This is a genomic window from Streptomyces sp. S4.7 (genome assembly GCF_010384365.1).
Lineage (GTDB): Bacteria > Actinomycetota > Actinomycetes > Streptomycetales > Streptomycetaceae > Streptomyces.
Genome location: NZ_CP048397.1, coordinates 2,141,085 through 2,153,438, shown reverse-complemented (window position 1 = coordinate 2,153,438; position 12,354 = coordinate 2,141,085). Strand labels below are relative to the sequence as shown.

13 protein-coding genes and 1 pseudogene are annotated in these 12,354 nt (G+C 72.7%); 5 read left to right on the top strand and 9 right to left on the bottom strand.

Features of this window, described 5'->3' with window-relative positions; translation table 11 throughout:
- Positions 1 to 3 precede the first annotated feature (3 nt).
- The 4 genes and pseudogenes from SSPS47_RS35275 to SSPS47_RS09495 form a co-directional block, all read right to left on the bottom strand.
- Positions 4 to 156 (bottom strand): annotated as a pseudogene (locus SSPS47_RS35275) (translocation protein TolB); the annotation flags it as partial.
- A gap of 52 nt (positions 157 to 208) precedes the next feature.
- Positions 209 to 589: a nitrite reductase small subunit NirD gene (nirD, locus tag SSPS47_RS09505; RefSeq protein ID WP_239064825.1), complete on the bottom strand. Its 381-nt coding sequence runs from the start codon at positions 587 to 589 to the stop codon at positions 209 to 211.
- The gene (gene nirB / locus SSPS47_RS09500) at positions 586 to 3,129 is read right to left on the bottom strand and encodes a nitrite reductase large subunit NirB (RefSeq protein ID WP_164250231.1); all 2,544 of its coding nucleotides are present in this window, start codon (positions 3,127 to 3,129) and stop codon (positions 586 to 588) included. The genes nirD and nirB overlap by 4 nt, the downstream gene beginning before the upstream one ends.
- Position 3,130: 1 nt before the next feature.
- On the bottom strand, positions 3,131 to 4,480 hold the full coding sequence (locus SSPS47_RS09495) for an FAD-dependent oxidoreductase (protein WP_164250229.1): 1,350 nt from the start codon (positions 4,478 to 4,480) through the stop codon (positions 3,131 to 3,133).
- A 204-nt stretch (positions 4,481 to 4,684) separates the two neighbouring features.
- On the opposite strand from SSPS47_RS09495, the gene SSPS47_RS09490 reads away from it, so the two are divergent.
- Positions 4,685 to 5,464, top strand: a complete 780-nt coding sequence (locus tag SSPS47_RS09490) for a TSUP family transporter (RefSeq protein ID WP_164250227.1) — start codon at positions 4,685 to 4,687, stop codon at positions 5,462 to 5,464.
- Positions 5,465 to 5,491: 27 nt separating this feature from the next.
- On the opposite strand, the gene SSPS47_RS09485 is transcribed toward SSPS47_RS09490, so the two are convergent.
- The 4 genes from SSPS47_RS09485 to soxR form a co-directional block, all read right to left on the bottom strand.
- Positions 5,492 to 6,109, bottom strand: a complete 618-nt coding sequence (locus tag SSPS47_RS09485; RefSeq protein ID WP_147872958.1) for a class F sortase — start codon at positions 6,107 to 6,109, stop codon at positions 5,492 to 5,494.
- Between the two features lie 142 nt (positions 6,110 to 6,251).
- Entirely contained in the window at positions 6,252 to 6,773 is a 522-nt protein-coding gene (locus SSPS47_RS09480) for a hypothetical protein (RefSeq protein ID WP_164250225.1), read from the bottom strand.
- Between the two features lie 235 nt (positions 6,774 to 7,008).
- A complete protein-coding gene (locus SSPS47_RS09475) occupies positions 7,009 to 7,782 on the bottom strand; it encodes an aminotransferase class IV (protein ID WP_164250223.1) in 774 nt (257 codons plus the stop codon).
- A 19-nt stretch (positions 7,783 to 7,801) separates the two neighbouring features.
- Positions 7,802 to 8,257 carry a redox-sensitive transcriptional activator SoxR gene (gene soxR, locus SSPS47_RS09470; RefSeq protein ID WP_164250221.1) on the bottom strand — a complete coding sequence of 152 codons (456 nt, stop codon included), beginning with the start codon at positions 8,255 to 8,257 and terminating at the stop codon, positions 7,802 to 7,804.
- 53 nt (positions 8,258 to 8,310) lie between these two features.
- Between soxR and SSPS47_RS09465 the strand changes: the two genes are divergently transcribed.
- The 4 genes from SSPS47_RS09465 (at position 8,311) to SSPS47_RS09450 (ending at position 10,240) form a co-directional block, all read left to right on the top strand.
- Complete coding sequence (locus tag SSPS47_RS09465) at positions 8,311 to 8,955, top strand: NAD(P)H-dependent oxidoreductase (RefSeq protein WP_164250219.1); 645 nt, start codon at positions 8,311 to 8,313, stop codon at positions 8,953 to 8,955.
- Between the two features lie 122 nt (positions 8,956 to 9,077).
- Positions 9,078 to 9,437 (top strand): divalent-cation tolerance protein CutA, encoded by a 360-nt coding sequence (gene cutA, locus SSPS47_RS09460; RefSeq protein ID WP_164250218.1) that lies wholly within the window; start codon positions 9,078 to 9,080, stop codon positions 9,435 to 9,437.
- 225 nt (positions 9,438 to 9,662) lie between these two features.
- The gene (locus SSPS47_RS34780) at positions 9,663 to 9,833 is read left to right on the top strand and encodes a CocE/NonD family hydrolase (protein WP_203557811.1); all 171 of its coding nucleotides are present in this window, start codon (positions 9,663 to 9,665) and stop codon (positions 9,831 to 9,833) included.
- A complete protein-coding gene (locus SSPS47_RS09450; protein ID WP_164250216.1) occupies positions 9,830 to 10,240 on the top strand; it encodes a hypothetical protein in 411 nt (136 codons plus the stop codon). The genes SSPS47_RS34780 and SSPS47_RS09450 overlap by 4 nt, the downstream gene beginning before the upstream one ends.
- On the opposite strand, the gene SSPS47_RS09445 is transcribed toward SSPS47_RS09450, so the two are convergent.
- Positions 10,237 to 12,318, bottom strand: a complete 2,082-nt coding sequence (locus tag SSPS47_RS09445) for a molybdopterin oxidoreductase family protein (protein ID WP_164250214.1) — start codon at positions 12,316 to 12,318, stop codon at positions 10,237 to 10,239. The two genes, SSPS47_RS09450 and SSPS47_RS09445, sit on opposite strands and share 4 nt — an antisense overlap.
- Positions 12,319 to 12,354: the final 36 nt, after the last annotated feature.

Genomic DNA, 12,354 nt, shown 5'->3' with positions numbered 1-12,354 from the left:
CCGCCGGGCGATCACCCTGCTGGTGAATCCGGCGGGCAGCCGGATGTCGTTGGCGTCGGCCGAACCGAGCGCGCCGTACGGTCCCGCGCCCGGCTGCGCCGGGTCGGCGTACGCGGCGCCGCGCCGGAGTGTGCCGCCGAGTGCGGCGGCTGCGCCGGCACGGAGGTGACTGCCGGTGAGTTCTGGACCCGGCGGCGGCGCGGGGCGCTCAGGACGCGATGCGGGAGGGGTAGACCGTCACCGTCACCGAGTCGTCGTCCAGGCAGTGGCCCGTCTCCAGGTCGAAACGCTGCTTCAGCAGCGGCGACGCCACGAAGGCACGGCCGTCCTGCGTGCCCGTCAGCCCGCGCGACAGCACCTGGGCGCCGGAGTACGGGTCGCGGTTGTCGATCGCGTACGTTCGGCCCGCCCGGTCCATGAAGAGCGCGACCTGCCGGCCGTCCGGCAGCAGCGCGGCCACGCCCCGGCCCGCGATGAGCGCGGACCGGAAGCAGACCGGGAACCAGGCTTGGCCGAGGTGGAGTTGGAGCGTCTCCCGCACCCGGCCCGTTGCCGCGTCCGCCGGGCTCGTGGGGCTCATCGTGCTCATCGGGCCGTCACCCCTTCCAGGGTCAGAAATGTCAGATCCGGCTTCACCTGGTCGCGCTCCGGCACGAACCGCACCGTCGGGTCCGGTGCGTCCGGCGCGTTGACGAAGGAGACGAAGCGTCGCAGCCGCGCCGGGTCGTCCAGCGTCTCGGCCCACTCGTCGCGGTAGCCCGTCACATGGTCGGCCATCAGCTTCTCCAACTCGTCGCACAGGCCCAGTGAGTCGTGGACGACGACATCCCGCACATGGTCGAGACCGCCCTCGATCCGGCCCAGCCACGCCGATGTGCGCTCCAGCCGGTCGGCGGTGCGGATGTAGAACATCAGGAAACGGTCGATCAGCCGTACCAGCGACTCGTCGTCCAGATCCCGGGCCAGCAGGTCGGCGTGGCGCGGCTCGGCGCCGCCGTTGCCGCCGACGTACAGATTCCAGCCCTCCGCCGTCGCGATGATCCCGAAGTCCTTGCCGCGTGCCTCGGCGCACTCCCGGGCGCAGCCAGAGACCGCCGACTTGAGCTTGTGCGGCGCGCGCAGGCCCCGGTAGCGCAGCTCCAGATCGATGGCCATCTTCACCGAGTCCTGTACGCCGTACCGGCACCAGGTCTGTCCGACGCACGACTTCACGGTCCGCAGCGCCTTTCCGTACGCGTGCCCGGACTCGAAGCCCGCCTCGACCAACCGCGCCCAGATCTTCGGCAGTTGATCGACCCGCGCCCCGAAGAGGTCGATGCGCTGGCCGCCCGTGATCTTCGTGTAGAGCCCGAAGTCCCGCGCCACCTCACCGATCACGATCAGCTTCTCCGGCGTGATCTCGCCGCCCGGGATGCGCGGCACGATCGAGTACGAGCCGTTGCGCTGCAAGTTGGCCAGGAAATGGTCGTTGGTGTCCTGGAGCGCGGCCTGCTCGCCGTCCAGGACATGGCCGCTCAACCCCAGCGTCGGCGCGAGGGAGGCGATGATCGAGGCGACGGCCGGCTTGCAGACGTCGCAGCCGTCACCGCCGCGCGCCCCCTCACGGCCGTGCGAGTCCAGCAGCGAGGCGTAGGACGTCACCCGCAGGGTCCGCACGATCTCGTACAGCTCGCCGCGCGTGTGCCTGAAGCAGCCGCACAGCCCGCTGTCACCGGAGGCGGGCAGCAGCTGGCCGATCACCTTCACACAACTGCCGCAGCCGGTACCGGCCTTGGTGCACTTCTTCACTTCCGGCAGCGTCGCGCACGCGGCGATCGCACCCTTCGTCACGTTGTGACAGCTGCAGATCACCGCGCTGTCCGGCAGCGAGCCCGGACCGAGCGCCGCCGGCGCCCCGACCCCCGGCGGCAGGACGAGCTGTTCCGGCGGTACGGGCGGCACGGAACCGGTCAGCGGGCGCAGCATCCCGTACGCGTCGGCGTCACCGACCAGCACGCCCCCGAGCAGCGCCCCGTCCGAGCCGACGACGACCTTCTTGTAGACACCCGAGCGGGAGTCGGCGTACACGACGTCGAGACAGCCGGGGGCAGCGCCGTGTGCGTCGCCGAAGGACGCGACGTCCACCCCGAGCAGTTTGAGCTTCGTGGACAGGTCGGCCCCGGTGAACTCGTTCGCGCCCTCGGTGACTTCGGCGATCGCGTCCGCCGCCGTCCGGGCCATCTCGTAGCCAGGCGCGACCAGTCCGTACACCCGCCCGTCCGCCGCGAGCGCGCACTCGCCGATCGCGAAGATCCGCGGATCCGACGTACGGCACCGCTCGTCCACCGCGATCCCGCCGCGCTCGCCGACCCGCAGTCCGGCGTCGCGCGCGAGCTGGTCCCGGGGCCGTACGCCCGCCGAGAAGACGACGAGATCGGTCGCGAGGACCGAACCGTGCGACAGTGTCATGCCGTTGACGACGCCCTCCGCGTCCGTCGTCACCTCCTGAGTGCCGACGCCCGTGTGGACCGTCAGCCCCATGCCCTCGATGGTGCGCAGCAGCGCCGAGCCTCCGCCCTCGTCCACCTGGACGGGCATCAGCCGGGGCGCGAACTCCACGACGTGCGTGTCGAGTCCGAGTCCCTTCAACGCGCCGGCCGCCTCAAGACCGAGGAGGCCGCCGCCCACCACGGCGCCGGTGCGGGCGGTCTTGGCGTACTCCTCGATCGCCAGCAGGTCCTCGATCGTGCGGTAGACGAAGCAGCCCGTCGCGTCCTTGCCCGGTACGGGCGGCACGAAGGGGTAGGACCCGGTGGCCAGTACGAGCGTGTCGTACGTGAAGGTCAGCCCGGCGCGCGAGGTGACCGTGCGCGCCGCCCGGTCGACGGTCTCGGCCGGGTCGTCCAGATGCAGCTCGATTCCGTGCCGGTCCATGAAGTCCGGTTCGACCAGGGAAAGTTCGTCCGGGGTGCGGCCGTCGAAGTACGAGCTGAGCCGTACCCGGTCGTAGGCGGGACGCGGCTCCTCGCAGAGCACCACGACCCGGGCCCGACCAGTGGTGCCGTGCTCGGCGAGGGCTTCGAGGAACCGCTGGCCGACCATGCCGTGGCCGACGACCACGATGGTGGGGAGGGACGTTGTGTCGGGCATCTCAGAAGCCTCCGTCGGGAGTGAGCAGGTGGAGCAGCGGGGTGGTGGGCGGCAGCGGTTCGTCGTCCTCCCAGGTGCGGGCGAGCGCGCCGATCGTGGTCAGGTCGCCGAGGAGTACGCCGCCGACGAGACGGTCGCCCCGGACGACGGCCTTGCGGTAGGCGCCGCGGGTGGCGTCGGTCAGCTGGACGACGTCGTCGCCGGGCAGGGGTGTCGTCTCGCCGAACGCGGCGAGGTCGAGCGGGCCGGACGGCCGTTCCGTGGGCGGCTCTTGGGGGGTGGGGCCGCCGAGGGCGGCGAGGGTGAGCCGGGTGAGGGCGCGGGTGCCGGTGTAGCGCGCGGCCCGGTCCTCGGCCCGGCCCGCGGTGAGCGACCGGGCCAGCGCGTCGGCCTGTTCGATGGCGGCGCCGGCGAGACCGTAGAGCCGGTCCGCGTGTTCCGCGCAGTCCCCGATCGCGTGGATGTACGGGTCCGACGTCCTCAGCTCGTCATCCACGACGATGCCGCGCCGGACGTCGAGCCCGGCGTCGCGGGCGAGGCCGGTGCGGGGGCGTACGCCGCAGGCCAGGACGGTGAGTTCGGCGTCGAGCCGGAAGCCGTCGGCGAGTTCGACGGCGGCCGGCCGGCCGGGGCCCGGGCCGGGATCGGATCCGGGGTCGCCTTCGCCCGCTTGATCGAGTACCAGGCCCCGTACCCGGCACTCCGTGTGGACCTCCACTCCCCACGACTCCAGATGGCGCCTGAGCAACAGCGATCCCGTGCGGTCCAGTTGACGTTCCATCAGGTACTCGCCCTGCTGCGCGAGCACCACCTGGGCGCCGCGCTCCGCGAGCGCGCGGGCGGCCGAGACCCCGAGGAGCCCGCCGCCGATGACGACGGCGCGTGTCCCCGGCCGTACCGCCGCCGAGAGTGCCAAGCAGTCGTCCATGGTCCGGAAGGAGTGCACCCCGGCCGGCAGACCGCCCTGCTCCGACCGCCGGAGTCCGCGCAGGGCCGGCAGTACGGGGTTCGAGCCGGTCGCGAGGACCAGCCGGTCGTACGGGACGACGGTGCCGTCGTCGCACCGCACCAGCCGCTGTGCGCGGTCGATCCGGACCGCCCGGACACCGCGCCGTACGGTGCCGGGCGCAGGCGGCAGGGAGATGACATCGGGGCCGTACCGCCCGGCGAGCACCTCGCCGAGCAGGACCCGGTTGTACGGGGCGTGCGGCTCCTCGCCCAGCAGGGTGACCGCCGTCGCAGGACCGGGCGCGGGCTCGCCGGCGTTGGCGGCGAGGCGCTGGGCCAGCCGTACGCCGGCCGTGCCCCCGCCGATCACCACGATCTCCGTCGCCCTGCCGTCAGCTGCCATGTCCGCAGAGTGCGTGGCCGGTGTTACCCGGCGGCACCACCACTGTTTCCCGCTCGGAACGCTGCCCTCAGCGTGCGCCGGTACGGGGTGTGAGGCCGCGTCGGACCTGGCGGGGAGGGTCCGGGGCGCGGGCGCGCGGTGGCGTGTGCCACCTCACCCCGAATCCGTGTCGGGGCCAACCAGTCGTCCCATAGGGTCGCGATCATGCCCGAGATATCCCTGACCATGATCGTCGTCCTCTGCCTCGCGGCAGCCGCCGCCGGCTGGATCGACGCCGTGGTGGGCGGGGGCGGGCTGCTGCTCCTGCCCGCGCTGCTGCTCGGTCTGCCGAACGTGCCGGCGGCGCACGTCCTCGGTACCAACAAGGCCGTGGCGATCGTCGGCACCACCGGCGCCGCCGTGACCTACGTGCGCAAGGCCCCGGTGGACGTGAAGAGCGCCGTACGGATCGGGCTGACGGCGCTCGCCGGGTCCATGGCCGGGGCGTTCTTCGCCGCGGGGATCAGCAGCGATGTCCTGCGCCCCGTGATCATGGTGGTGCTCCTCGGGGTCGCGGCCTTCGTGCTGCTGCGGCCCGCGTTCGGCAGGACGCAGGCGGGCGGGCCGGTCTCCCGGGGCAGGCATGTCACCGCGATCGTCCTCGTCGGCGGCGGCATCGGCTTCTACGACGGGCTGTTCGGTCCCGGCACGGGCACGTTCCTCGTACTGGCGCTGACCGCCGTGCTGCACCTGGATCTGGTGACGGCGTCGGCCACCGCGAAGATCGTCAACGTCTGCACCAACGGCGGGGCGCTCGCGATGTTCGCCTACCAGGGCACCGTGTTGTGGCAACTGGCCGCGCTGATGGCGGTGTTCAACCTGGCGGGCGGCATGTTCGGTGCGCGGATGGCGCTCAGGAGGGGCAGCGAGTTCGTCCGCGGGGTGCTGCTCGTCGTCGTGTTCTCGCTGGTCGCGAAGCTCGCCTTCGACCAGTGGACGGCCTGAACCACCGCCGGTTCGCGCCTCGGTGGATCACCGGACCCCGATGAGGTGCGCGTACGTCACCACGTTGCCCCGGTAGCCGGTCTTCTCGGAGAATCCGCCGCCGCAGGTGATCACCCGCAGTTCGGCCCGGTCCTTCTTCCCGTAGACCTTCTGGTCCGGGAAGTCGGCGTTGTCGTAGACCTCGACGGCGTCGACCGTGAACACGGCGGTCCGCCCGTCCTCGCGGGTGACCTCGATCCGCTGCCCCTTCTCAAGGGTGCCCAGGCTGTAGAAGACGGCCGGGCCGCGCGCGTTGTCCACATGGCCCGCGACGATCGCCGTGCCCTTGGCGCCCGGGGTGGTTCCGTCCTTGTACCAGCCCGCGACATCGCCGTTGCGGGCCGGCGGGACGTCGAGGCTGCCGTCCTTCGCCAGGCCCAGCCGGGTGACCGGCGCGTCGACGCCGATCCCGGGTATCCGCAGCCGTACGGGCGGGGAGGCGGGCATCGGGTCGGCGGCGGCGTCCGTGTGGAAGCCGGGCCCGGCGGCGAACGCCTGCGCGGCCGACGGCATCGGCGGAGTCACGGTCCGCGAGCCGTTCTGCACGAGCCACACGCCGACGCACGCGGCGCCGGCCACCAGCCACGCCTTGCCCTTGACGCTCATCGGTCGACCTGCGAGGTCATGGGTCCTCCGGAAGTTGTTCCCCCGCCCCCGGCAGCGATGAGCGTGCCGGGGGCGGGGGCCACGGCGGTACGGGGGCGGTGGAGGCCGCCGGGGCCCGGTCCGAGGACCGGGCCCCGCCCCGTCAGCTGCCCTGCGCGCCGCTCGCCCGACGGCGCAGGAGCCAGGTCCCGCCGACGGCGGCAGCGGCCAGAACGACCGCCCCCGCCGCGATCTGGGTGGTGTCGGGCCCGACGCTGCCGCCGACCCCTGTGCGTACATGGCCGGACGGCTGATGCTCGCGGTGGTGCTCGACCGTCAGGTCGCCGCGGGCCTTTCGGCCGTTCTCGCAGCGTACGAAGATGCCGTAGGTGCCCGCCCGGGTGTTCTCGGGCACATGGAACCGGCCGACGGCGAAGTCCTTGTAGTCGCCGGGCCGCAGACGGAACTCGCCCGCGCCCAGGGAACTGGCGTCGCCCCTGCCGTGCCCGTCCTTGCCGCAGGCGGTGGTGTTGACCGTGACGGTCGCGCCGGGCGCCGCCGTCGAGGGGTACAGCTCCAGCCCATCGCGGTCGCCGGCGATCGCGGCGGTGGGGACCGCGAGGGACAACCCGAGCGAGGCGGCCGCCAGCGCGGTACCGGTCAGCAGGCGGGCGGTGGTGCGCATGGTTTCCTCCGTGGCGGCGCGGTTCTCGTCTCTTCCGAGATAAGGCGCAGCCCGGCGCGCACGCCTGCTGATGGCGAATCAGATTGATCGGCTCACCACGGCGTGTCCCGCTTGCCAGTTGATGTTTCCGCAGGTCAGTGGCGTGCGGTTGAGCAGCTGACACGCCGGACGGACCGTCGTGCCGAACGGGTGAGGCCCACCGGCGGCGTCCCCCTGTGCGGCGGGTCCGGACGGCTCAGACGGCGTCCCACTCCACTGCTTCGTACGCCGCCGCCACTGTCCCCATCAGCTCCGCGTCGACCGTGAACGCCACGTCGTCGATCCGGTCCACGGGCGCGATGCCCTGCGAGTTGGTGACGAAGGCCGACGCGTACGAAGGCAGATCGGCCAGCGTCACCGGGCGCCGTACGGACGGCAGCCGCGGCTCGATGAGCGCCATGGTGATCCCCAGCAGCGAGGGCGCGTCCGGCCAGACCACGTGCGTGCCGTCCCAGAACGCGATGTTGGTGACGGCTCCCTCGGTCACCAGGCCGCCGGGCGCGGTCAGCAGCGCCTCGTCGAACCCGGCGCGCTCGGCCCGCAGCAGGTAGTACGTCTGCCCGAAGCCGCCCAGGTGCTTGATGTGCGGGACCTCGCGGGCGAACGGCACCGACATCAGGCCGTGCGGTCGGCCGTCCTTGGCCGACGGCGGCCTGACGGTGATCATCACCCGCGCCTCCTCGTCGCCCTCCGGCCAGTGCACATGGACCCGGGCCGACGCGTCGGACACCTCGCGCAGCGCGTGGCGCAGCAGTTCCCGTACGCGCTCCCCTGCCAGGCCCGCGCCGAACAGCTCGCGGGTCGCCGAGTCGAGCCGGGCGAGATGCAGCTCCAGTCCGCGCACCCGGCCGCCCCTGACCTGCATGGCGGTGAAGTGCCCGTAGCCGCTGAGCGCCGGGACCCGGAGCGTGGCCCGGGTGGCGGGCTCGCCGTTGATCTCGATGACCTGGATAGCCTCGGTCGGTGCCATGGGCCCACGGTAGGGCCGGTCAGTCCTCGATCAGCCTGCGGGGTCCGGGGCCGTGCGCGGCCAGTTCGTCGCCGGGGTTGGACAGGACACAGTGGTCCAGTGAGAGGCAGCCGCAGCCGATGCAGTCCGCGAGGTTGTCGCGCAGCCGCTGAAGGGTGCGGATCCGGGTGTTCAGATCGTCCTGCCAGCACTCGGAGATGCGGGCCCAGTCCTCCCTGGTGGGCGTGCGGTCCTCCGGCAGCAGCCCCAGCACGTCGCGGATCAGGGCGAGCGGGATGCCCAGGCGCTGCGAGGTGCGGATGAAGGCGACGCGCCGGAGGGTGTCACGGGTGTAGCGCCGCTGGTTGCCCGAGGTGCGGCGGCTGGTGATCAGCCCCTCGCGCTCGTAGAAGCGCAGTGCGGAGGGGGCGACACCGCTGCGTTCGGCCAGTTCGCCGACCGTGGCTTCCTTGGCGTTCCAGGCGAGTTGCGTCATGCGGCTCAGCGTAGCTTGACCTGAACCATGGTTTAAGTATCACGCTCGTACCCATGGACATCACCACACAGGATTCAGCCATCGAAACGAGCCGCCGGTCCCCTCGGGCCCCGGCTCCCCAGGCGCCCCTCAAACTCGCCGTCATCATGGCCAGCAACAGGGAGGGCCGGTTCGGCCCGGTCGTCTCCGACTGGTTCGTCTCCCATGCCACCGGGCGCACCGATTTCACCGTCGACCTGATCGACCTCGCCGACACCGATCTGCCGACCGCGCTCTCCTTCAGCCCGCCCGTCTCGGTCCGGGGCCAGCTCGGCAAGGTCACCCACCGGCTGGCCGACGCCGACGCGTTCGTGATCGTCACCCCCGAGTACAACCACTCCTATCCCGCGTCCCTCAAGGTCCTGATCGACTGGCACTTCGACGAGTGGCGGGTCAAGCCCGTCGGGTTCGTCTCCTACGGCGGCATCTCCGGCGGTCTGCGCGCCGTCGAGCATCTGCGCCAGGTCTTCGCCGAACTGCACGCCGTCGCCGTGCGCGACACCGTCTCCTTCCACAACGCCGGCGCCCTCTTCGACGACCAGGGCCGCCACCGGGACCCGTCCGGCGCGGGCGCCGCCGCCACCGCGATGCTCGACCAGCTCGCCTGGTGGGGCCTGGCCCTGCGGGACGCCAAATCAACTCGCGCGTACGCCGGTTGACCGAGCCGGGCCATATCGTTAAACGCCGGCGCCCATGACGGACTCCTGGTGCCCGGGGGCGCCCGTGCCCGCCGCCACGCCTCACGCCTCGCGGCGGCGGCCCGAGAGAAGGAGTGACGCGGATGACCGGTCCGGAGTTTCTGACCGTACTGACCACCACCGACAGCGCGGCGAAGGCGCAGGCCCTGGCACGGGGCGCGGTGGGGGCGAGGCTCGCCGCGTGCGCGCAGGTCTCGGCGCCGGTCACCTCCGTCTACCACTGGCAGGGCGCGATCGAGACGACGGAGGAGTGGCAGGTGCTCCTCAAGACGACCGCCGCCTGTTACGAAGCCCTTGAGGCGCATCTGACGGCGGAGCACGACTACGACACGCCGGAGATCCTCGCGTTCCCGGTGGTACGGGGCAGTGCGCCGTACCTGGCCTGGCTGGCGGACGAGACGGCGCCCGGCGACGCCCCCGAAGATCCGCCGGACAGGGCCTGAGCCGCCGGCCCGTGAGTTCGCGGGCGCGGGCGCGGGCGCGGGCGCGGGCGCGAGCACCGGACTCGGCCTCGCCGTCGGACGGGTGGCGTGGCTGCGCCATCTGACCTCGCCGTACGTCTGGAAGTCCATGGCGCGGGACCACCCCGACACCGTGGCGGGCACCTCGAACACGTACCAGAACTGGGAAGTCGTCGACCCGGAGAAATGGGTGCCGGACGGCTACGCGTGCGTGCGCGTCGACTCGCGCGGGACCGGCCGTTCACCGGGCCGCGTCGACCCGTTCCCCCGCGCGAGACCCGCGACTTCCACGACGGCGTCGAATGGGCGGTCACCCGCGACTGGAGCAACGGCCGTGTCGGCCTCAACGGCATCTCCTACTACGCGATGAACCAGTGACAGGTCTCCTCGCTGCGGCCCCCGCACCTCGCGACCTGTTCCTCGTCGTACGGGTCTGCTCGCCCGCCGTCGACGAGGTCGCCTTCCAGGGCGCGCTCGACCCGCACACGCCCGTCGCGCAGTGCCGGCTGCGGGCGTCGCGCCGCCGGCTCGACCCCGAACTGTCAACCTCCACGACCGCGCCGAGCCGCTGGAGCCCGGCGCCCGGCTGTCCAACCCTGAGGAACGACCTCACCGGCTGTGGGCCGTTCCTGCACAACGACGACCGGGACCGCGTCGCGGGGACGTACGACGGGCGCACCACCGTCCACACGGGCGGGGACCACGCGTCGTACCTGCTGCTTCCGGTGATTCCGGGGGCCGAACGAGCCCGGCAGGATCGGCGGGACTCTCCGGACACGGCCTAGTCACCCACGGGCTCCACGCGCACCGCGCACACCTTGAACTCCGGCATCCTCGACGTCGGATCGAGCGCCGGGTTCGTCAGGTTGTTCGCCCGGCCCTCGCCCGGCCAGTGGAACGGCATGAAGACCGTGTCCGCGCGGATCGCCGTCGTGATCCGCGCGGGCGCGACCGCCCGGCCCCGTCGTGAGACCACGGCGAGCCGGTCGCCCTCGGCCACGCCGAGCCGCTCGGCGAGCCGTGGGTGCAGCTCCACGAAGGGACCCGGCGCGGCGGCGTTCAACTCGTCCACGCGCCGGGTCTGCGCGCCCGACTGGTACTGCGAGACGACCCGCCCCGTCGTGAGCAGCACCGGAAACTCCGCGTCCGTCTCCTCGGCGGCCGGCCGGTGGACGACGGGCACGAAGCGGGCCCGCCCGTCGTCGGTGGCGAACCGGTCGAGGAAGAGCCGGGGCGTGCCGGGGTGCCCCTCCCCGGGGCACGGCCAGAACACCCCGTCCTCCGCCGCGATCCGCCGGTAGGTGATCCCCGAGTAGTCGGCCGGACCGCCCTCCGACGCGCGCCGCAGCTCCTCGAAGACCTCCTCGGGATCCGCCGGGAACCCCTTCTCGTGACCGAGCAGTTCCGCGAGTCCGTGCAGCACCTGAAGATCGCTCCGTACACCCGCCGGCGGGCTGAGCGCCCGGCGCCGCAGCAGAACCCGCCCCTCCAGACTGGTCGTGGTCCCCGTCTCCTCCGCCCACTGCGCCACGGGCAGCACGACGTCCGCGAGCGCCGCCGTCTCCGAGAGCACCACGTCCGCCACCGCCAGGAAGTCCAGCGATCGCAGCCGCCCCTCGATGTGCGCGGCGCGCGGCGCCGAGACGACCGGGTTCGACCCCATCAGCAGCAGCGCCCTCACGTCGCCGCCGAGCGCGTCGAGCAGCTCGTACGCGCTGCGCCCCGGACCCGGCAGCCCGTCGGGATCCACCCCCCACACCCGCGCCACGTGCTCCCGCGCGGCCGGATCGGTCAGCTTCCGGTAGCCGGGCAACTGGTCGGCCTTCTGGCCGTGTTCACGTCCGCCCTGGCCGTTGCCCTGGCCGGTGAGACAGCCGTAGCCGGACAGCGGCCGGCCCGCGCGCCCGGTCGCGAGGCAGAGGTTGATCCAGGCGCCCACGGTGTCGGTGCCCTTGGACTGCTGCTCGGGCCCGCGCGCCGTGAGCACCATGCCCGTCGGCGCGTCGCAGAACAGCCTTACTGCCTGGCGGAGTTGGGGCACCGGGACCCCGGTGACCCGCTCGACGTGCTCCGGCCAGTGCGCCATCGCCGCCGCCCTGGTCTCCGGCCATCCGGTCGTACGCTCCCGGATGAACGCCTCGTCCGTCCGGCCCTGCGTCACCACCAGGTGCAACAGACCCAGCGCCAGGGCGAGATCGGTGCCGGGCCGGGGCGCGATATGGAGGTCCGCCTGCTCGGCGGTCCTGGTCCTGCGCGGATCGACGACGATCAACGTGCCGCCGTTCTCGCGCAGTTCGGTCAGATACCGCAGCGCGGGCGGCATGGTCTCGGCGAGATTGGAACCGACGAGGATCACGCACCCCGTACGCGGGATGTCGGCGAGCGGGAACGGCAGCCCCCGGTCGAGCCCGAACGCCCGCTGATGCGCGGCCGCCGCCGACGACATGCAGAACCGCCCGTTGTAGTCGATCTGCGAGGTCCCGAGCACGACGCGGGCGAACTTGCCGAGCGTGTACGCCTTCTCGTTGGTCAGCCCGCCCCCGCCGAAGACACCCACCGCGTCCGGCCCGAGATCCGCCCGCGTCCGCGCCAGCCCGGCGGCGACGGCGCCCAGCGCCTCGTCCCAGCCGGCCGGTTCGAGCGGACCGCCCGCCGACCGCCGTACGAGCGGTTCGGTCAGCCGCACCCGCGAGGACAGCACGGCCGGCGCGGTACGTCCCTTGCCGCAGAGCGCGCCCCGGTTGACGGGGAAGTCGGCGCGCTCCACGACCTCGACACCCGGACCGTCCGCCGTGGGCCGCAGGCTCATCCCGCACTGGAGCGCGCAGTAGGGGCAGTGGGTCGGGACGGCGGCATCGGTCATGGCGCCAGCGTGCGACGCGGGTGTTACGGACCCGGC

Coding starts and splice junctions, on each gene's coding strand:
- nirD (WP_239064825.1), bottom strand. CDS start 589: ATGAGCACGATGAGCCCCACGAGCCCGGCGGACGCGGCAACGGGCCGG.
- nirB (WP_164250231.1), bottom strand. CDS start 3,129: ATGCCCGACACAACGTCCCTCCCCACCATCGTGGTCGTCGGCCACGGC.
- SSPS47_RS09495 (WP_164250229.1), bottom strand. CDS start 4,480: ATGGCAGCTGACGGCAGGGCGACGGAGATCGTGGTGATCGGCGGGGGC.
- SSPS47_RS09490 (WP_164250227.1), top strand. CDS start 4,685: ATGCCCGAGATATCCCTGACCATGATCGTCGTCCTCTGCCTCGCGGCA.
- SSPS47_RS09485 (WP_147872958.1), bottom strand. CDS start 6,109: ATGAGCGTCAAGGGCAAGGCGTGGCTGGTGGCCGGCGCCGCGTGCGTC.
- SSPS47_RS09480 (WP_164250225.1), bottom strand. CDS start 6,773: ATGCGCACCACCGCCCGCCTGCTGACCGGTACCGCGCTGGCGGCCGCC.
- SSPS47_RS09475 (WP_164250223.1), bottom strand. CDS start 7,782: ATGGCACCGACCGAGGCTATCCAGGTCATCGAGATCAACGGCGAGCCC.
- soxR (WP_164250221.1), bottom strand. CDS start 8,257: ATGACGCAACTCGCCTGGAACGCCAAGGAAGCCACGGTCGGCGAACTG.
- SSPS47_RS09465 (WP_164250219.1), top strand. CDS start 8,311: ATGGACATCACCACACAGGATTCAGCCATCGAAACGAGCCGCCGGTCC.
- cutA (WP_164250218.1), top strand. CDS start 9,078: ATGACCGGTCCGGAGTTTCTGACCGTACTGACCACCACCGACAGCGCG.
- SSPS47_RS09445 (WP_164250214.1), bottom strand. CDS start 12,318: ATGACCGATGCCGCCGTCCCGACCCACTGCCCCTACTGCGCGCTCCAG.